The sequence below is a fragment of the Sinorhizobium fredii USDA 257 genome (assembly GCF_000265205.3).
GTDB classification, from domain to species: Bacteria; Pseudomonadota; Alphaproteobacteria; order Rhizobiales; family Rhizobiaceae; genus Sinorhizobium; species Sinorhizobium fredii_B.
Genome location: NC_018000.1, coordinates 4308289 through 4326907 on the forward strand (window position 1 = coordinate 4308289; position 18619 = coordinate 4326907).

At 61.9% G+C, this 18619-nt stretch carries 17 protein-coding genes; 8 read left to right on the forward strand and 9 right to left on the reverse strand.

Annotated elements, in window-relative coordinates:
- Positions 1-64: 64 nt before the first annotated feature.
- The 3 genes from gor to rpiA form a co-directional block, all read right to left on the reverse strand.
- A complete protein-coding gene (gor, locus tag USDA257_RS20095) occupies positions 65-1456 on the reverse strand; it encodes a glutathione-disulfide reductase (protein ID WP_014764799.1) in 1392 nt (463 codons plus the stop codon).
- A 181-nt stretch (positions 1457-1637) separates the two neighbouring features.
- A complete protein-coding gene (locus USDA257_RS20100; protein WP_014764800.1) occupies positions 1638-2183 on the reverse strand; it encodes a DUF2059 domain-containing protein in 546 nt (181 codons plus the stop codon).
- A 118-nt stretch (positions 2184-2301) separates the two neighbouring features.
- Positions 2302-2997 carry a ribose-5-phosphate isomerase RpiA gene (gene rpiA, locus USDA257_RS20105; protein ID WP_014764801.1) on the reverse strand — a complete coding sequence of 232 codons (696 nt, stop codon included), beginning with the start codon at positions 2995-2997 and terminating at the stop codon, positions 2302-2304.
- 218 nt (positions 2998-3215) lie between these two features.
- Between rpiA and USDA257_RS20110 the strand changes: the two genes are divergently transcribed.
- The gene (locus USDA257_RS20110) at positions 3216-3899 is read left to right on the forward strand and encodes an HAD family hydrolase (protein WP_014764802.1); all 684 of its coding nucleotides are present in this window, start codon (positions 3216-3218) and stop codon (positions 3897-3899) included.
- Positions 3900-3922: 23 nt separating this feature from the next.
- Here the strand turns inward: USDA257_RS20110 and USDA257_RS20115 are convergent, their stop codons facing one another.
- Together USDA257_RS20115 and USDA257_RS20120 are read right to left on the reverse strand one after the other, a co-directional pair.
- Complete coding sequence (locus USDA257_RS20115) at positions 3923-4330, reverse strand: GFA family protein (RefSeq protein WP_014764803.1); 408 nt, start codon at positions 4328-4330, stop codon at positions 3923-3925.
- A gap of 91 nt (positions 4331-4421) precedes the next feature.
- Positions 4422-6305, reverse strand: coding sequence for a L,D-transpeptidase family protein (locus tag USDA257_RS20120; protein WP_014764804.1), 1884 nt, complete (start codon positions 6303-6305; stop codon positions 4422-4424).
- A gap of 509 nt (positions 6306-6814) precedes the next feature.
- On the opposite strand from USDA257_RS20120, the gene fumC reads away from it, so the two are divergent.
- Complete coding sequence (gene fumC / locus USDA257_RS20125) at positions 6815-8206, forward strand: class II fumarate hydratase (protein WP_014764806.1); 1392 nt, start codon at positions 6815-6817, stop codon at positions 8204-8206.
- Between the two features lie 159 nt (positions 8207-8365).
- Positions 8366-9436 carry a GGDEF domain-containing protein gene (locus USDA257_RS20130; protein WP_014764807.1) on the forward strand — a complete coding sequence of 357 codons (1071 nt, stop codon included), beginning with the start codon at positions 8366-8368 and terminating at the stop codon, positions 9434-9436.
- A 52-nt stretch (positions 9437-9488) separates the two neighbouring features.
- On the opposite strand, the gene USDA257_RS20135 is transcribed toward USDA257_RS20130, so the two are convergent.
- Together USDA257_RS20135 and USDA257_RS20140 are read right to left on the reverse strand one after the other, a co-directional pair.
- Positions 9489-10097, reverse strand: coding sequence for a pyridoxamine 5'-phosphate oxidase family protein (locus USDA257_RS20135; protein ID WP_014764808.1), 609 nt, complete (start codon positions 10095-10097; stop codon positions 9489-9491).
- A 91-nt stretch (positions 10098-10188) separates the two neighbouring features.
- Positions 10189-11106, reverse strand: coding sequence for an alpha/beta hydrolase (locus USDA257_RS20140; protein ID WP_014764809.1), 918 nt, complete (start codon positions 11104-11106; stop codon positions 10189-10191).
- A 47-nt stretch (positions 11107-11153) separates the two neighbouring features.
- On the opposite strand from USDA257_RS20140, the gene USDA257_RS20145 reads away from it, so the two are divergent.
- Entirely contained in the window at positions 11154-11639 is a 486-nt protein-coding gene (locus USDA257_RS20145; protein ID WP_014764810.1) for a MarR family winged helix-turn-helix transcriptional regulator, read from the forward strand.
- Between the two features lie 14 nt (positions 11640-11653).
- Here USDA257_RS20145 and USDA257_RS20150 read toward each other — a convergent pair whose 3' ends face one another.
- Positions 11654-12028, reverse strand: coding sequence for a gamma-butyrobetaine hydroxylase-like domain-containing protein (locus tag USDA257_RS20150; RefSeq protein ID WP_014764811.1), 375 nt, complete (start codon positions 12026-12028; stop codon positions 11654-11656).
- A gap of 262 nt (positions 12029-12290) precedes the next feature.
- On the opposite strand from USDA257_RS20150, the gene moaA reads away from it, so the two are divergent.
- Positions 12291-13340: a GTP 3',8-cyclase MoaA gene (gene moaA, locus USDA257_RS20155; protein ID WP_014764812.1), complete on the forward strand. Its 1050-nt coding sequence runs from the start codon at positions 12291-12293 to the stop codon at positions 13338-13340.
- 71 nt (positions 13341-13411) lie between these two features.
- Here the strand turns inward: moaA and USDA257_RS20160 are convergent, their stop codons facing one another.
- Positions 13412-15964, reverse strand: coding sequence for a methyl-accepting chemotaxis protein (locus USDA257_RS20160; RefSeq protein WP_014764813.1), 2553 nt, complete (start codon positions 15962-15964; stop codon positions 13412-13414).
- A gap of 461 nt (positions 15965-16425) precedes the next feature.
- Between USDA257_RS20160 and USDA257_RS20165 the strand changes: the two genes are divergently transcribed.
- Genes USDA257_RS20165 through mobB form a run of 3 tightly spaced genes read left to right on the forward strand, consistent with a single transcriptional unit; the run spans position 16426 to position 18515 of the window.
- Entirely contained in the window at positions 16426-17334 is a 909-nt protein-coding gene (locus USDA257_RS20165; protein ID WP_014764814.1) for a DMT family transporter, read from the forward strand.
- Between the two features lie 12 nt (positions 17335-17346).
- Positions 17347-18003, forward strand: coding sequence for a molybdenum cofactor guanylyltransferase MobA (mobA, locus tag USDA257_RS20170; RefSeq protein ID WP_014764815.1), 657 nt, complete (start codon positions 17347-17349; stop codon positions 18001-18003).
- On the forward strand, positions 18000-18515 hold the full coding sequence (gene mobB, locus USDA257_RS20175; protein ID WP_014764816.1) for a molybdopterin-guanine dinucleotide biosynthesis protein B: 516 nt from the start codon (positions 18000-18002) through the stop codon (positions 18513-18515). The genes mobA and mobB overlap by 4 nt, the downstream gene beginning before the upstream one ends.
- The last annotated feature ends 104 nt before the right edge of the window (positions 18516-18619 follow it).

Below are 18619 nucleotides of genomic sequence, written 5' to 3' on the forward strand. Positions count from 1 at the left end.
AGGAGCTTGGAAAGTCATTCTACCAGAAAATATGGGTTGCTTTCGAGCCAAACGGAACCGCGGTTCAGGCAACCCGCTCGCCCTTCCTCACACGGTAGCTCGGCTGATACATGGTCACCAACTCCTCCGCCGCCGTCGGGTGCACGGCCATGGTGCGGTCGAAGTCGTCCTTGGTGCATCCTGCCTTCAGCGAGATCCCGAGCAGTTGCGCCATTTCGCCGGCGTCGTGGCCGAGGATATGGGCGCCCACGACCTTGCGGTCCGCGGCATTGACGAGGAGCTTCATGATCATCTTTTCCTTGCGCCCCGAAAGTGTCGCCTTCATCGGGCGGAATTCGGCACGGTAGACTTCGAACTCGTCATATTTCCGCGCGGCCTCCTCCTCGCTCATTCCCACCGTACCGATCTCCGGCTGCGAGAAGACTGCCGTGGCGATCAGGTCATGATCCGGCGAAGTGGGATTGTTCTTGTATTCCGTCTCGATGAAGCACATCGCCTCATGGATCGCCACGGGCGTCAGTTGCACGCGGTCCGTGACGTCGCCGAGCGCATAGATTCCCGGTGCGCTGGTGCGTGAGAAAGCGTCGACGATGATGGCGCCGCGCTCGTCGATCTTGACGCCGGCATTCTCGAGCCCGAGGCCCTTCGTGTTCGGCACGCGGCCGAGAGCGAGCATCACCTGATCGACGGCGATTTCGCCATGCTTCATGGTCCTTGCAATCCGCTGGCCATCGGCGCCAGCCGATATCGACTGGATGATATCCTCGCAGAGTATGCGGATACCCTTCTCTTCCATCGCCGCATGCAGGCCGCGTCTCAGATCCTGGTCGAAGCGAGAGAGAATCTCCTTGCCGCGATAAATCAGCGTCGTTTCGACGCCGAGGCCGTGGAAGATGTTGGCGAATTCGACGGCAATATAGCCGCCGCCGGCGATCAGGATCGATTTCGGAAGCTCCGGCAGGTCGAAGGCTTCATTCGAGGTGATGCAGAGTTCGTGTCCCGGCAGCGCGTCATGCGGGCTGGGATGGCCGCCCACTGCGATCAGGATGCGCTCCGCAGTGACCGTGTTGCCGCTCGCGAGCAGTCGCACCGCATTGGTTCCGGCGAGTTCGGCGCGCGTGTTCAGGATCTCCGCACCGGCACTTGCAAGCCCCTTGCGATAAAGGCCCTCGAGCCGGGAGATCTCCTGTTCCTTGGCCGCGACGAGCTTCTTCCAGTCGAAGCGGCTTTCGCCGACGCTCCAACCGAAGCCGGCGGCATCCTCGAAATGCTCGGAATATTGGGAGGCATAGACATAGAGCTTCTTCGGCACGCAGCCGCGGATCACGCAGGTGCCGCCGTAGCGAAATTCCTCGGCGATCGCCACCTTCTTGCCGAGCGCTGCCGCCAGCCTTCCGCTTCTGACGCCAGCCGAGCCGCCGCCGATCACGAAGAGGTCATAGTCGAAAGCGCTCATGGAGAACTCCTGGAAAGCAATGGAATACCGATAGGAAGGCCGTTGGTCGGAACGTCAGGCTCGCGATGAAACGACGAGCCGGAGTCGCCTTTCGCCCCTGATATAGTATTGCGATGCAGAAAAGGAAAAGCCCGGATCGCTCCGGGCCTCGTAAATGGACGAGCCAAGGCTCGCCGCAAGCTTACTGCTGGGCGGGTGCCTGCGTGCCGGCATCTGCGGCAGGGGTGCTGCCGATCTTCTCGTCGAGCGACTTGGTGGCATCGTTGGCGAGGTCGCGCGAAACGCCGGCTGCCCAGATGTCGGCCGCCTTCAAGAGTTCGCGCGAGGCGATCGGACCGTCGTTCAGCAGCTTCTTGCCGGCCCCCGAGCTATAGAAAGCCGTGATGGCGTTGAGTTCCTCGACCGAAAAGGTCTTGGCATAGATCGTCGCTGCCTCGCGTTCCAGATCCGAGCGGCGTGCCGCCAAACCAAGCGCCTTCTCGTCAACGGTCGCCGAAATCAGTTCCTGGTGGTTCGGTGAAGCCTGAATGAGCGAGTTCTTCAGCCGTTCGGCAAGATTCGGCAGAATGTTGTCGAAGCTGTTGGTGACGCCGAGCGCTGCAATGGTGGCGCGAGCCGCCTTGATCTGATCTTCCGTCACGTCCTGCGCCATTACGGCCGGCACGGACGCCGAAAGAAGAACGGCTGCGGTTGCGAATGCGCGGGCAAAACCTGTGATTTTGTTCATTTTTATCAATGCTCCTGTGTTAGCACATGTCGCCCGGCCAATTGCCGCCGCCTGGCATTCATGTGCGGAATTTCACTTTTGCGCCATGGGCGCGGCGCGAGGTCAGATCGGCTTGGCCTCAGCCTGCCGTGAGCGTGCGCGCCCCCTCCGGACCGGCGATGATCGCCAGCGACGCCATCCCGATGAAGAGCCCATGCTCGACGACTCCCGGAATCGCATTCAACTCGGCCGCAAGCGCCTCTGCATCAGGAATACGGCCAAAAGATGCATCCAGAATGAGGTGCCCGCCATCGGTCGTGAAGGGTCCGTCGCCCGAGGCGCGCAGCGCGATGTCGCCAGTCAAGCCAAGACGCGCGGCAACTTTCTCGATTGCCAGCCGCGTTGTTGTCTGACCGAACGGGTTCACCTCGATCGGCAGCTTGAAGGCACCAAGAACGTCGACGACCTTCGATTCATCGGCAATGACGATCATCCGTTCCGAGGCGCTCGCGACGATCTTTTCGCGCAGCAGCGCTCCGCCACCGCCTTTGATCAGGCACAGTTTTCCGTCGAGCTCATCGGCACCGTCGATGGTCAGATCAAGCTCGGGCAATTCGTCGAGCGATTTCAGCGGCACGCCGAGTTCGAGGCAAAGCCGCGCCGTCCGCTCGGAGGTCGGCACACCTTGGATCTGATAGCCGGAGGCGACTTTCTCGGCCAGCAGCCGGACGAATTCCTCGGCCGTCGAGCCGGTGCCAATACCCAGCCGCATTCCACTTTCGACATAATCAAGCGCCGCCTGCGCGGCCTTGATCTTCATCTGGCGGGCGTCCATGCGCCACTCGCTCCCCTTCATGACCCGGCCGGCGAGCGGCCATCGGCCATCTCCCGTCCAATTTCCGCTGAGACACTTACACGCCCATCGCCGCAAACAAAAGCCAAAATGCGTGGGCTTGCGCCGGATTTCGGCAGCGCTACCGACCTAGGTCGCCATTGCATTCTCCGTGGACTTCGCCTACCCGAACGGATAGGCTTTTATAGAACGAGGTTCCCGTGTCTCCGCCCCTTGTCGTCTTCGATCTCGACGGTACTCTCGTCGACACCGCCCCGGACCTCGTCGCCAGCCTCAACCACGCGGTCACGCAAGCAGGTATCGAACCGGTTACTTACGCCGATCTCACCCATCTCGTCGGCCATGGCGCCCGCGCTATGATCGAGCGGACTTTCGCAATGCGCGGCAAAGCGCTCAGCGAGGAGGAACTGACCTGGCAGATGAGGGAGTTCGTGGACTTCTATCATGGCTCGATGCCGGGCGAATCGCTGCCTTATCCGGGGCTGATAGCGGCGCTCGACCGCCTGCAGGACGCAGGCCTCAAGCTTGCCGTCTGCACCAACAAGCCGGAGATGCTGGCGAAGCGTCTGCTCGACGGGCTCGGCCTGATGGACCGCTTTGCCGCCGTTTCCGGCGGTGACACCTTCTCCGTCCGCAAGCCTCACGCCGAACACCTCCTCTCGACGGTGGCCAATGCCGGCGGCGTCGCGGAACGCGCGGTGATGGTCGGCGACAGCCTCAACGATATCCTCGTCGCCCGCAATGCATTGGTTCCATCGATCGCCGTGCCATTCGGCTACTCCGATGTGCCGATTGAAAGCCTTTCGCCCGACCGGATCATCAAGCACTTCGACGAACTCACCCCAGAACTCGTCAGAACGCTTCTCGGCCGCGACAAGAAATGAAGCGTCGGTTTAGGGGGCGGAGTTCAAAGGTGCCGAACCTCGGCCGGCCTCGCTCCCCAATTGTCGTTCAGTCCGTCATAATAGGTCACCGGCGCCGCGATTAGCTCATTGATGTCAACGGCGTCGAGACAAGCAACATTGATGTTGTAATAGGGACTCCCGGTCATGTTGGGCATGTCGATCCGTTCGAAAGGATGGATTCCGCAACGCTTGCAGAAAAGATGGTGCGCGACCGGATTCCTCCCCTGAAAGTCAGTTAGTTCCTCCTCGCCGGCAATAAGGCGAAAAGCCTTCGGCCTGGCACGGGCCGACCAAAGGCGCATCTTCGTGCAGATTGAACAATTGCACTTGCCGGTGCCGGCACTGATATCCAGATCGGCCTCGAAGCGGATAGCGCCGCAATGGCAGCTGCCCGAATAGGTTCTCAGCATCGAATGGTCCCATCGCATGGCTTTAATGCGCGAAGGCCCCGCGCTTGGCAGGGCCTCCCTATTTTCGTTGGCATGATGCACATGGCAGCCGTCAGCCCTCGGCCTGCTGCCGAACCTTCCGCGTCGCTTCAAAGGCCCGATTCATGTACATGTCCCGGTCATAGACGTCGTTGAAATACTCGACCTTGCCATCCTTGTTCGGCCATGCGGTGAAGTAGGAAACATAGACCGGCACTTTCTGAGGCACCGGCAAAGCCCTGTTGTGCCCCTGGGCAATCTCTCTGCCGACATCGTCCATGCTGATGCCGAGGACGGCCGCGGCCATGCGGCGCGGGTCGGCAAGACGGACGCATCCGTGGCTGAGCGCGCGCTGGTCGCGCTTGAAGAAGCTCTTCGACGGCGTGTCATGCATGTAGATCGCATGGGAGTTCGGGAAGAGGATCTTCAGCTCGCCAAGCGCGTTGTCGCTGCTCGGAGGCTGGCGCACGGCGACCGAATTCGTCGATCCGTACCAGTCGACGGCGTAGGACGGAACGACCCGGCCGCCGACCTCGACCTGATAACCCATACGGTCGAGATAGCTCGGATCGCTGCGCAGCTTCGGCAGCATTTCGTTGACGATGATCGACTGCGGCACGCCCCAATAGGGATTGACCTCGACGGTCTGGATCTCGTCCTGGAAGAAATAGGTCTGGTTCGCCTTCGACCCGACCACGACCCGCATGGAGAACTGCTCCGCGCCATGGTCGGTATAGTAGGCCATGAAAGCGGGCTGGTTGATGAAGACGTAGCGACTGCCAAGATCTTTTGGCAGCCAGCGGGCCTGCTCCATCGCGATCTCGATCTTGTTGATCTTGCTGGAGGTCGTGTCGCCGCCAGTCAGCACGCGGATCGAGGCCTGGCCGACGACACCGTCCGCTTTCAGCCCTTGCTCCTTCTGAAAAGCTTCGACGAGCGAAACCAATTCGGGCGTCCCCTGATAACCAGCCAGCACGACCGCGTGCTCGGCCTTCAGCGCCTCGGAGGCCTTCTGCTTGATCCCGGAAACGATATTGGCAAGTTCCGGATTGTTGTCGCCTGGCTTCAACAGCGTTCCCGGCGCGATCTCGACGCGCGGAGCGGCGACCGTTTCGGCTCTAAGCCTTTCGAGCTCCTGCTTCAACACCAGGAATTGCGGGCTTTTCGGAGTCTGCTCTTCGATCAGGGCTGCGACGTCGGCACTCGTTGCGGCTTTATCGAGAAAGGAGACGAGATCGACGCTCTTACGCTTGAAGTCGTGATAGCCGGATATCTTGTTCGGGTCGATGCGGCCTCGCACCGTGTCCTGAACATAGGTGAGGACCGCGGCGGACATGGCGATCTCGAAACGCACCAGATCCTTTTCCCGCGTCACTGTGTCAGCGCGATCGAAGTTATCGGCCGGAACGGCGATGGCATAATCCTGCGGATCGAGCCCGATCCTTGCCGCGTCGGCAAGCACCGTGAGAGCGGATCGGGCCCGCGCATTCAGGCCATTGCCGTCGATCCAGACGAAATCGGTTCGGCCGGCATAAAAGGCTTCAACCGCCTTCGCTACATCGGCCGGTGCGCGCACCTCGACTTGCGGCAGAAATTGGCGGGCATCAGCAAGCGGAATCCGAAGCATGGGCGGAAGGCCGTAGTTCTGCACCGAGCCCGTGACGACAGGATCGAGCAACCGATCGGTCGCAATCTTGCGCATCTGTTCGGGCTTGTAGGTGTAATAGCGGGGACTGGAAACCCGCGGCGGCTTTGCCGCGCTCCTGTCTTCGAGGCGCTGCGGCGCCATCATGCCGTAACCCGGCTGACCTGGATAAGCCTGTTCAGGCGCGGTGCGCTTTCTGCCGCCGCGGATGAAGTCCATCAGCGTAATCGCCGAGGCAGGCCGCACATCCATGGTTGCAATCGCACAGCTGCCCATGAGCGCGACAATCGCTACCGTTCTGATAGTTTTCATAAGAATAAACGTCCCCGTATCGCGTTGCCGCCGAATTCGGCCGCTGCCAGATTCTCGCCCGCCCTCGTGCCCGAAGACTTATAGAAAAGGATGGTGAATGAAAAGGAAACGACCAGCGCTCGATGTTGATCAACTGCCCTGAAACCTCTCGCCCGCGTGTCGCGCGCAGATCCGCAAGCCTCTGATTTGCATCTACTTTGCACCAATCGCTTCCGCTTCGGCGTTCCCTGCGGCACTGGGAGTGCCAAAAAGGAAGGCGCCGCCTGTGACAGAATCGCCACAAGAATGCGCGTGAGGCGACGGCGTTGTGCAATGCTTCCATTCGCTGGCCGCAATTGCCGCATCGCAGCAGTATTCAAACGATTGTAGCTCGCTGCAGGTCCCCTGCAGCCCTTTACAAGCCGGCATGGTCGGGGCAGAGAGATGCCCGGCACCGGGGAGGACAACCGGCGGACAACCGGCATCTTCGCCTCGGCTTGATGAAGCGCATCACGAAGGCAGGTATCACGATGACATCGACGCGCACGGAAACAGATACGTTCGGCCCCATCGAAGTGGCGAACGACCGCTACTGGGGTGCCCAGGCCCAACGCTCGCTCGGCAATTTCAAGATCGGCTGGGAAAGACAGCCGCTGGCGATCGTCCGGGCGCTCGGCATCGTCAAGCAGGCGGCAGCCCGCGCCAACGTGGCGCTCGAGCGCCTCGATCCGAAGATTGGCGACGCCATCGTCAAGGCGGCCCAGGAGGTGATCGACGGCAAGCTCAACGATCATTTCCCGCTCGTCGTCTGGCAGACCGGCTCCGGCACTCAGTCGAACATGAATGCCAACGAGGTCATTTCCAACCGGGCGATCGAATTGCTCGGCGGCGTCATGGGGTCGAAGAAACCCGTGCACCCGAACGACCACGTCAATATGAGTCAATCGTCGAACGACACTTACCCGACGGCCATGCACATCGCCTGCGCCGAGCGGGTGATCCATGATCTGCTGCCCGCGCTCAAGCATCTGCACAAGGCACTTGAAGAGAAGGTCAAGGCTTTCGACCACATCATCAAGATCGGCCGCACCCATACCCAGGATGCGACGCCGCTGACCCTCGGCCAGGAATTCTCCGGCTATGCGGCACAGGTCGCCTCGTCGATCAAGCGCATCGAGATGACGCTGCCCGGCCTTTGCGAGCTCGCCCAGGGCGGCACCGCCGTCGGCACCGGCCTCAATGCCCCGATCGGATTCGCCGAGAAGGTGGCGGCGGAAATCGCCGCGATCACCGGCATCGCCTTCACTTCGGCGCCGAACAAGTTCGAGGCACTCGCCGCGCACGATTCGATGGTGTTCAGCCATGGCGCCATCAATGCGACGGCCGCCGCCCTCTTCAAGATCGCCAACGATATCCGTTTCCTCGGCTCGGGTCCCCGCTCCGGCCTCGGCGAACTCGCGTTGCCGGAGAACGAACCGGGCTCCTCGATCATGCCGGGCAAGGTCAATCCGACCCAGTGCGAGGCGCTGACGCAGGTCTGCGCCCAGGTCTTCGGCAATCACGCCTCGCTCACCTTCGCCGGCAGCCAGGGCCATTTCGAGCTGAATGTCTACAATCCGCTGATGGCCTACAACTTCCTGCAGTCGGTCCAGCTTCTCGCCGATGCGGCGATTTCCTTCACCGACAATTGCGTCGTCGGCATCGAGGCGCGCGAAGACAACATCAAGGCGGCGCTCGACCGATCGCTGATGCTCGTCACCGCGCTGGCGCCGAAGATTGGCTACGACAATGCCGCCAAGATCGCCAAGACTGCGCACAAGAACGGCACGACCCTGCGGGACGAGGCTGTCGGCGGCGGCTACGTGACGAATGAGGAGTTCGACGCGATCGTCCGCCCGGAAACGATGATCAGCCCCGCCTGATAGCTCACCGGCCGCGGTTGCCCGCCGGCGCCGCGGCCAACCTCACGCAAGTTTAATTCGAATTGCATGGATGCGCCCAAACAGTCGTTAAGACTCCACAAAACTTTTGTCCCTAAAAAATAGCAGACATTTAAGAAAATAATTTTAAGGGCTTGGCATATGCAGACGGCAACCTCGAACAAGACGCCGACTCCCGATATCGCTGCGCAGATTACCCATGCAATGCGTATGATGGGCGTCGCGCCGATACCGCGCAATTACGAGCTTTACTACGAGGCCTATCTGGGCTCGAACCCGCAACTGTCGAAAGAACTTGCGGCGCTCGGCAGCCGCGCCACACAGGACGAGCTCGACGCCATCGGATCGCGCTATTTCAGCCATATCCACCATTCGCGCGGGATCGAGCGTGCCCATAGCACGCTGGCGGAAAAGCTGACCGAACTGGTCACTCTCCTGCGGGACGAACAATACGCACTCGAGAGCTACAACAGGGTTCTCGACGAGGCTTACCTCAACATCACCAACAAGAGTGCCGCGAGCGCCGACATCCTCCGCCACGCGATCGACATTTTGAGCGAAGCGACCGCCGATACGATGAACCAGGGCAAGGAGCGTGTTCAGACGGTCGTTCAGAAATCCTTCGAGATGGAAGCGATTCGCCAGGAGCTCGATGAGTACAAGCGCATTGCCAATACCGATTCACTGACGCGGCTCGGCAATCGGCGTGCCTTCGACGAGACCCTCGCCGCGGTCTACAACAATGAGCAATTGCGCAACTACACGGGTCTGCTCGTCGTCGACATCGACCATTTCAAGAAGGTCAATGACAGCTTCGGCCACCCGGTCGGGGACAAGATCCTCTCCACCGTCGGCACCGTCATTCGCGCCAATCTCCGGCGCGACGCCTTCGTCGCCCGCACCGGCGGCGAGGAGTTTGCCGTCATCCTGAACGACAGCACGCAGGAGGAATGCCTGCAGGTCGCCGACCGCATCCGCAGCGTTCTGTCAAACACGCCGTTCAAGAACTCCAAGACTGGCGTCAACTACGGCCCGATCACCCTCTCGGTCGGCGTCTGCATGGCAACGGCGGCGGACGATCCACTCGATCTCTACCACAAGGCCGATATAGCGCTCTACGCGGCCAAGAATTCCGGTCGCAACAGGACGGTCCTCTTCGAGGACGGCATGCGTAAGGATTCCGGACGGAACTGGTTGATCTATCGCCGCTAAGCAGCGCCGCGTATCTATGGGCACCAGGTTCATCGTCCGCGACGAGCGGTTGCTACCACATCGTCTTCGCCGCGCGACCCGGCCATTCCCCGTCGTAGGTGTCCTTGTCGAAATCGGCCTTGGCCGCCTTCAGGAGGGTCCCGGGGGTCGGCAGCGACGTCGGTTCGACGAAGCGTTCCGAGTTCCAGAGCTGCGAGCGCAGCAAAGCCCTGGCGCACTGAAAATAAACCTCGTTGATCGTGACGACGACGACCGTGCGGGGATGCTTGCCGTCGATCTCGAAGGAGCCGATCAAGGCGGGATCGACACTGACGACCGCTGTCCCGTTGATGCGCATCGTGGTGTTCGAGCCGGGAACGAGGAATAGCAGCGCCACCCGCGGATCACGGACGATATTGATAAGCGAGTCGATGCGGTTGTTGCCCCGCCAATCGGGCATCAACACGGTCTTGTCGTCGGCGATCCGTACGACCGATAGGTCGTCGCCGCGCGGTGAACAGTCCAGCCCTTCCGGGCCGACGGTCGCCATTGCCGCGAAGGGCGAGGCCTCGATCATCTGCCGGTATTCGGCCGTGAGCGCATTTGTGACCTTGACGATCGATGTCTCGCCCGCTGCACCGTAGAGCGCCTTCAATTCCTCAACCGTCCTGATGATCGTCATTTCTCCCTCCGACCCGGCGATCCGCGCCTACGCCAGCAGCCCTATGCTGTGCGCTCGTTTGGGGGAATAGCATGACGCCCCGATGACGGCATCATGCGATCTTTCTGAGATGAGCCTCTTGTTCATCTTCGCCGAGGAAAGCGACGATCCTCTCGATGACCGGAGGCGCGGAAACGATGCGACGGTGGCCCAGGCCATTCGCCCAATGCAGTTCCACATTCGGCCCGATCGCACCATAGCGGCGCGCGTGATCGGCGGAGACCTCCTTGTCGTCTTCGGCATGGACGACAAGGACCGGCTTTCTCAAGGCACTCAGAACGCGTGCCGCGTCAAAGCCCTCCACGCGGCGGCCCGACAAGCGCTCGACCATGCCTTCGAAAGCCGCCTGAGCGACCGGCGCAAGGCCCATGATCTTGCCGAAGCCCTTGAAGAGCCAGGCCATTTCGCTCGGCGCGCCGATGAGCACCAGCTTGGCCGGCATGCGCGCGGGCGCGTCGCAAAGCACGCCTCCCGCCGCACAGGCGAGGCTGGCACCGCCGAAGGAATGGCCAATGCCGACATCGAAACCATCGAAGTGACGCCAGGCGGCATCGATCGCCCTCACCGCCTGCGGCATGGTGAGGGACCGACCCGGCGATGCGCCATGCCCCGGCCAGTCGAGCGCGACCACCTCGGCGCCCGCCGCCAACAAGCCATCGATAAGCACGGCCAGATAATCGCTGCGCGATCCCCAGCCATGTGCGAGCAGCACGCGCGGTCCCCTTCCGCTCCCGCGGCGCTCGAAATGGCGGGCAAAAACCCAGCCGCCCGCGAAAGAGAGCGTCACTTTTCGCGATTGCTCCATCAACGGCGCCGCTGCTTTCAGCAGTGCCCGTTCCTTGCCGTTCTTCGGCTTGCGGTTGGGGGTAAGGCAGAATATCCGAAACGCCAATTCGCCGGCGGCAGCGGGAGAGATCGCCGAAACGGCCTGGAGCGAGAGACGGATGACCTGGGTCGCAAAGGATGCCATAGTGAAACGAGCCTTAAAAGTTCAAGCATGAACATAATTGTACAACGATGAACAAAAAGCAAGTGACTGCCGAACATCACCACTTCCCCTGGGATCACCCGCGCTTTCGAAGCTGGATTGCCGTCGGGCGTGCCTGCCAACTGATGCAGCAGACATTGACGCGCCGGCTGGCCCATCTCGACGTCAAGCCGCCGCATCTCGATATCCTGATCAACCTTTACCGCTTCGACGGCATCACGCAGCAGGAGCTCGCCCGCAAGCTGCTCGTCGGCCGCTCCAACATGAGCATGCTGCTACCGCAGCTCGAGCGGCGCGGCCTCATCGAACGCCGCGGTGACGCAAGGGACAAACGTGTGCTGCGGTTATCGCTGACGCCGGCCGGACAGACCCTGACCGAGGAGGCGATGGAGATTCAGACGGCGATCATCGAAAGCTCGCTTGGCGGTGCTCCGATCGAGGATTGCATGAAGATCGCGGAATCGATGGAGCGGGTGATCGCCACCCTGCTCAAAGAGGATTACGAGCTTTCCTGATGTCGATGGAGTGATCAGCGCGGCTTCTCGGACCTGTCGCGGGACATGCCCTTTTCGGCGAGCTCCCGCTCATAGGCCCCGAAAAGCTCGTCGCCCTTCTCGCCGAGTTCGCGCAGATAGGTCCAGGTGTAAATACCGGTATCGTGGAAATCGTCAAAACCGATGCGGACCGCATAGTTGCCCGTCGGCTGTACAGAAATGATCTGCACATTGCGCTTGCCCGGCACGGTCACCCGTTGGCCTGGTCCGTGGCCCTGCACTTCCGCCGACGGGGAAAGCACCCGCAACATTTCCGCCGAGAGATCGAAGGAGGCGCCGTCGTCGAAGCTCACGGTCAGCCGGTTGCGATCCTTCGAGACACGCAGTTCGGTCGGCCAGAATTCACTCATCGTCATCGCTCCGTTTCTACTGCATGTTTCCTTAACTCGTAGCCGATTTAGGATAAAAACATGCAGCAATTCAAAGTGCCACAGCGACCTTTGTGCGTCTGAAAAGACGCACGGCGCTGTGGGTCACCGCTGAGTAAAGCATAATTGAACCGGCGAAAATCTCCCGGAGGTGTCTTTCCCGATATTTGAAACAGTTTGCGACAGTATGCGCCTTGACGCGACCTCTTTTGGTCACGACATTGAGCGCGCAGGGAGAAAAGACTTGAACACGGCCGCCATAGACCAGACCAACGCACGACCGCTCGACAAGATGACTGCGCCGATGATCGACCCCTTTGGCCGCATGGTCACCTATTTGCGCGTGTCGGTTACCGATCGTTGCGATTTCCGCTGCACCTATTGCATGGCGGAGCACATGACCTTTCTGCCGAAGAAGGATCTACTGACGCTCGAAGAGCTGCAGCGGCTCTGTTCCGCCTTCATCGCCAAGGGAGTGCGCAAGCTGAGGCTCACCGGCGGCGAGCCGCTGGTGCGTAAGAACATCATGTTCCTCGTGCGCGAACTCGGCAAGGAGATCGAAGCGGGCCGGCTCGACGAGCTCACCTTGACGACAAATGGCTCGCAGCTCTCGAAGTTCGCCGCCGAACTGGCCGACTGCGGCGTGCGCCGGATCAACGTGTCGCTCGATACGCGCGATCCGGACAAGTTCCGCGAGATCACCCGCTGGGGCGAACTGGCGAAGGTCATCGAAGGGATCGATGCGGCACAGGCGGCCGGCCTCAAGGTCAAGATCAACGCGGTGGCGCTCAAGGGCTTCAACGATGCGGAAATTCCCGACCTGATGCGCTGGGCGCATGGCCGCGGCATGGACCTGACGCTGATCGAAACCATGCCGATGGGCGAGGTCGACGAGGATCGTACCGATCACTACCTGCCACTCTCGGAGATGCGCGAGCGGCTCGAGACGCAGTTCACGCTCAGGGATATCCCCTACCGTACCGGCGGCCCGGCTCGTTACGTCGAAGTGTCGGAAACCGGCGGCCGGCTCGGCCTCATCACACCGATGACCCACAATTTCTGTGAGAGTTGCAATCGCGTCCGTCTCACCTGTACCGGCACACTCTATATGTGCCTCGGCCAGAATGACGCCGCCGACCTGCGCGCCGCGCTGCGCACCACGGATGACGACGCCTATCTCTCTCAGGTGATCGACGAAGCGATAGGCCGCAAGCCGAAGGGCCATGATTTCATCATCGACCGCGAGCACAACCGCCCGGCCGTGGCCCGCCACATGAGCGTAACCGGCGGCTGACGTTTCGTCCCTGTGAAAAGAGAACCGCCGCTGTGCGACACAGCGGCGGTTCTCTTTTGCACGATTCGTTTCTAGGCCGCGTAGCCCGAGCCGTAGCGCGGCTGGCCATAATCCGGGGACGCCCCGCCGGTGCCGGTCTTGAACCGCTCGATCTTCTCGTTCAGCACCTCCACTTGCCGGCGCAGGCCGTGGATTTCCGCGGTGTTCTCCTCGACCATGGCGGCGTTCTGCTGGGTGATCAGTTCGACCTCGTGAACGGCAGAATTGACCTCGTTGAGGCCCGTATACTGTTCGGCGGCAGCCGCTTCGATATTGGCGACAAGCTGGTGAATGGTTGCGATATGATCGTTGATGACCGACAGGGCATCGCCGGTCTCCTGTACCAGCGCGACGCCGCTTCGCACCTGGGCGGAGCTTGCCGAGATCAGCCCCTTGATCTCCCGCGCCGCTCCGGCGCAGCGCTGCGCCAGTTCACGGACTTCCTGTGCGACCACCGCGAAGCCGCGGCCCGCCTCGCCGGCTCGCGCCGCCTCGACGCCGGCGTTCAGCGCCAGGAGGTTGGTCTGGAAGGCGATCTCGTCGATCACGCCGATGATCGTGCCGATCTTCTCCGACGAGCGATTGATCTCCGCCATCGCATCGATCGCCTTGGCGACGACCTGACCGGAATGCTGCGCGTAGGAGTTCGTCTCGTCGACCGAAATTGTTGTCTTGCGGGCACTTTCGGCGGTCGTCCGGACGATTTCGGTAAGCTGCCGCAGCGCGCGTGAGCTCTCCTCCAGCGCCGCCGCCTGCTGCTCGGTGCGGCGCGCCAGATCATCAGCCGATGCCGAGAGATTGCCGGTGCCACCGGTGATCTCCTCGGTGACGAGGCGGACATCCATCAGCGTGGCGCGCAGAGCGTCGACGGCATTGTTGTAGGTCCGCGCCATCATCACATAGTCGGCCGGCAGATCCTCCGCCATACCCTCTTCGAGGTTGCCGGCGGCAAGCTGGGCAAGGACGTCCGACAGGGCATTGAGGGCCTGCATCTGCTCGGCTTCGATGCGGGCGCGCTCCTCGGACCGGCGCGCCTCCTCCTCGGCCGACAAGGTACGGGCAGCCTGGGCTTCGCGCTCCAGCCGCACGTTTTCCACAGCATTGTCGCGGAAGACGGCGACGGAACGCACCATGTCGCCGATCTCGTCGCCACGATTGCGACCTTCTATCGCCACCTCCAGGTCGCCATTGGCGAGACGCGTCATGGTTTCGGTCACCCGCTTCAGCGGGCCGCGCAGCGTTTCGACGAGCATCAGCCCCCCGATGATCGCAAGCAAAGTGCCGGCGACCATCGCGATGATCGAGACCGTCGCCGAGCGCTGGCTGTCCTGCTTGCCCGCTTCCTGGGCGCTACTGACGAAGCTCTCCAGCGTGCCGCTCGCTGCGGCGACAAGGCTCGACGCCTCGGCCTTGGCGGTCTGCCAGCGGGCGCCGACATCGATCAGCGCGCCGGTGCCTTTGTCGATATTGTCTAGCGACGGTCCGAGCTTGGCCGGCAGGTCGCGCAGCGCGGCGTTCTTGGCGCCGAGCTCGGACAGCTTGCCGGCCGTTTCGCGGACGGTGTTGATGTCGGCGACGATCGGCTCGCGGCTCGCCACGTCGAGGCGACGATGCAACTCGCTGATATGCAGTCGGGTGCTGGCCAGCCCCTTGAACGTGTCGTCCATCAAGGCGATCAGCGTCTTCAACGTCGAAATTTCTCCGTCCATGCCGACGAAGCGCTTGGCGGCGGTATCGGAATTCTTCGCCGCGTCCTTGGCGAAGTCGGCCTCGTACTTCGAGAACTTGCTGAGGATCGGCACAAGCGCGTTCTTCTTGGCCTCGTTGTCCTGCGCGGCCGCCAGGATCGCCTGAATCTTCTGGGCCTGCTCCTTGATTTCGCCGATCGGCTTCTTGACCTTGTCGGAGGCAATCCTCTCCGACTCGCCGATCTGCTTCATCAGGTGCGGCAGCAGCTTGTTTGCCTGTTCGATCTTCGCATCGGGATTGACGGCCATCGTCACCGGCAGGCGGAACTTCTTGATGCGCTCGGCGAGGCCCTGATAGGCGGCCGCATCGAAGAGCAGCGCCTTGGCGAAGGCTTCCTTCTCGCCCGATTCATTGCGGAGGATGTCGATCTGCTTATAGGCGCCATTGCCGTTCTTGGTCATCTCGGCGAGCGCCGTTTCCAGCGATTTCGTCACCGTCTCCCGTTCGACCTGGACTGTCCAAAGCTTGTCGGCCTGGCCCCGCATCTCTTCGCCGAGGGCGACGACGGAAGCGATCTGCGCCCGGTCCTCCTCACGCGTCAGCAGAGACTCCAGGCCTTTCACGCCCTCTTCCTGCTCGTCGATCATCTTGGCAAGCAGGCCGCGGCTGTCCTCGCCGGGATTGTCCAGGAAGTCCTGCAACGCGCTGCGCAGCGCCTGGAAATCCGACAGGTTGTTGATGGTTTCGCGCGTCACGGTCATGTGGCCGTTGAGCGTACGGGCCGTAAAGAATCCGACAAGGCCAATCCCGGCGATCAAGGCCACCAGCGGAACGACGAAAAGAAGGACTTTCGTAACGATGCGCAGGCGCTGCAGAAGACGATCGATGACAGACATCGCGAACCCCGATTTTTGTTATGGAGGGACATGTCCGCGCGGCTGGTATGCTTGACGGTGGCTCGCCTTCGGACGTTACGCCGTTGCAAAGCTCCGGACTGGCGCATCGAGGCGACAGCACAAGCATTAACGACTGCCGGCGGAAGCACCTCCCTGGCTTCGGCTGGCAATTCAGGATCGACGGCAGAGTATTTCCGAGCCGTCGCCCGCCGATCGCGTCATGCGATTGGACTGCGGAATCATCGGCACGATAGGCAGCGAAACTTAAGAATCCGCGAATGGACATCATTCTTGCGGGAGGCGGGTAGCCACAATGTAGCATTGCCCGCATCGCAGCGCTTCCGATGCAAACACGTGCTTGAGTTTACGCGCGTTGGAGGCCAAAGCTTTATCAGTGGGCGGCAGCCGATGGATTCGCCCATTCCCACCCGGAAACGCGCCCCAGCCGAAGGTCATCAGGAATGCATTCCTCAGCCAATATCCGCGGCATCGTCTTCATGACGCTTGCCATGGCCGGTTTCTCCTGCAACGACGCGCTCGTCAAATCCGTCACCGGCGCCATGAATACCGGGCAGATCATGTTCATCCGCGGCCTGATGACGACGCTGATGATCCTTGTGATCGCATACCGCTTCGGTGCCCTGCGCCCTGTTCGCACCGTCTTCAGGCCGGTCATCATGCTGCGCATCGCCATGGAGGCGCTCGCCTCGCTGACCTACATTTCCGCACTCGGCCAAATACCGCTCGCCAATGCCTCGGCAATCATGCAGGCCTTGCCGCTGGCCGTCACGCTCGGCGCAGCGCTCTTTCTGGGCGAGCCTGTCGGCTGGCGGCGCTGGACGGCGATCGTGATCGGCTTCCTCGGTGTCCTGATCGTGCTTCGGCCAGGGCCGGAAGGCTTCACGCCGGCCGCGCTGACCGTCGTCGCCTGCGTCTTCTTCACGGCAACGCGCGACCTCTGCACCCGCCGCATCGGCAGCGACGTGCCATCGCTGTTCATTACCGTCACGACCGCATTGGTAACGACGCTGGTGGGAGGCGCGCTCATCGTCCCGTTCGGCGGCTGGCAACCGGTGTCAGTGACGTCCTTCACCAATCTCGCCGGCGCCAGCGTGCTCCTCATGCTCGGCTACCAGACCATCGTGCTTGCCATGCGCGACGGCGACATTTCGGTGGTCGCGCCCTTCCGTTACACAGGCCTTCTCTGGGCGATCACCATCGGCATCATTTTCTTCTCGGAGGCACCGGACCGCTGGATGCTGACCGGCGTTGCCATTATCGTCGGCTCAGGCCTTTACACCTTCTATCGCGAGAGCCTGCGCGGCCGGCAGCCCGTCGCGCAGCGATCTCTCGCCGGCCCCCTCGAATAGAGGAGCGCAAGAATGGCCGAGCACGCTGCCGATTCGAACCTCCTTCCGCCCGCAGTCATCCTGGCCGGCGGGCGCTCGTCGCGTATGGGTAGACCAAAGGCCGCCGTCGTGCTCGGCGGACAAACCATGCTTGCCCGGGTCGTCGAGCGTCTGTCGCCACAAGCCGCGAGCATCGCCGTCAACCTCAACTCCGACCCGGGCATTGCTCTGCCGAGCGGGCACCCGGTCATTGCGGACACGATGTCCGGCTTGCCCGGCCCCCTCGCCGGCGTTCTGGCCGCCCTGCAGCACGCCAGGAAGGTCGCGCCGGAGGCGAGCCACGTTCTGACGGTGCCGATCGACACGCCGTTTTTTCCGGTCACGCTCACAGCCCGGCTACAGGGCGCGCTGATCGTCGGCGACGAGATTGCCGTCGCTTGGTCCCTCGGCGAGATGCATCCGCTCTTCGCCCTTTGGCCACTTTCGATCGCCGACGATCTCGACGTCTGGATCCGCACGGATGAGAAACGCCGCGTACGCGCCTTCATTGCACGCCATCCATCGGTCGCGGTAGACTTTCCGACGGTGACGACGAAGGCGGGGCTGCTCGACCCGTTCCTCAACATCAACACCCCGCAGCAGCTTGAACAAGCTGAAGAATGGCTAAACCGCCTCGAGGATTCCGCATGATAACCGCACCCAAGATATTCGGTATCGCCGGCTGGAAGAACTCAGGCAAGACCGGTCTGATGGTCCGGCTCGTCAGCGAAATGACCCGACGCGGCTATGTGGTGTCGACCGTCAAGCACGCCCACCACGACTTCGACATCGACAAGGTCGGTGCCGACAGCTACCGCCACCGCGAGGCCGGTGCTCATGAGGTGACGATCGTCTCCTCGACGCGCTTTGCGATCATGCATGAATTGCGCGGCGCACCAGAGCCGAGCTTCGAAAATATCCTGGCGCGGCTCGCACCCTGCGATCTCGTGCTGATCGAGGGCTACAAGCGCGAACCGATCCCCAAGATCGAGGCCCGCCGGCTCGAATCGGCCAACCGCGAACCGCTCGCGCCCAGCGATCCGCATATTGTCGCGATCGCTGCCGACCATCCTGTTACCGGCACCGATCTTTCCGTCTTCGATCTGGACGACACGGGAACGATTGCCGATTTCGTCGAGAAGACGGTCGGCTTGCGGCGCTGAGCATCGGACTTCGCTCACTGCTTGCTCGAACGGTCCAGACCCTGCCGCGCCGCGGGTAGCTGTTTCGCCGCCCTTTGCAGCCACTCAGCCGCATCCGTGGCGCC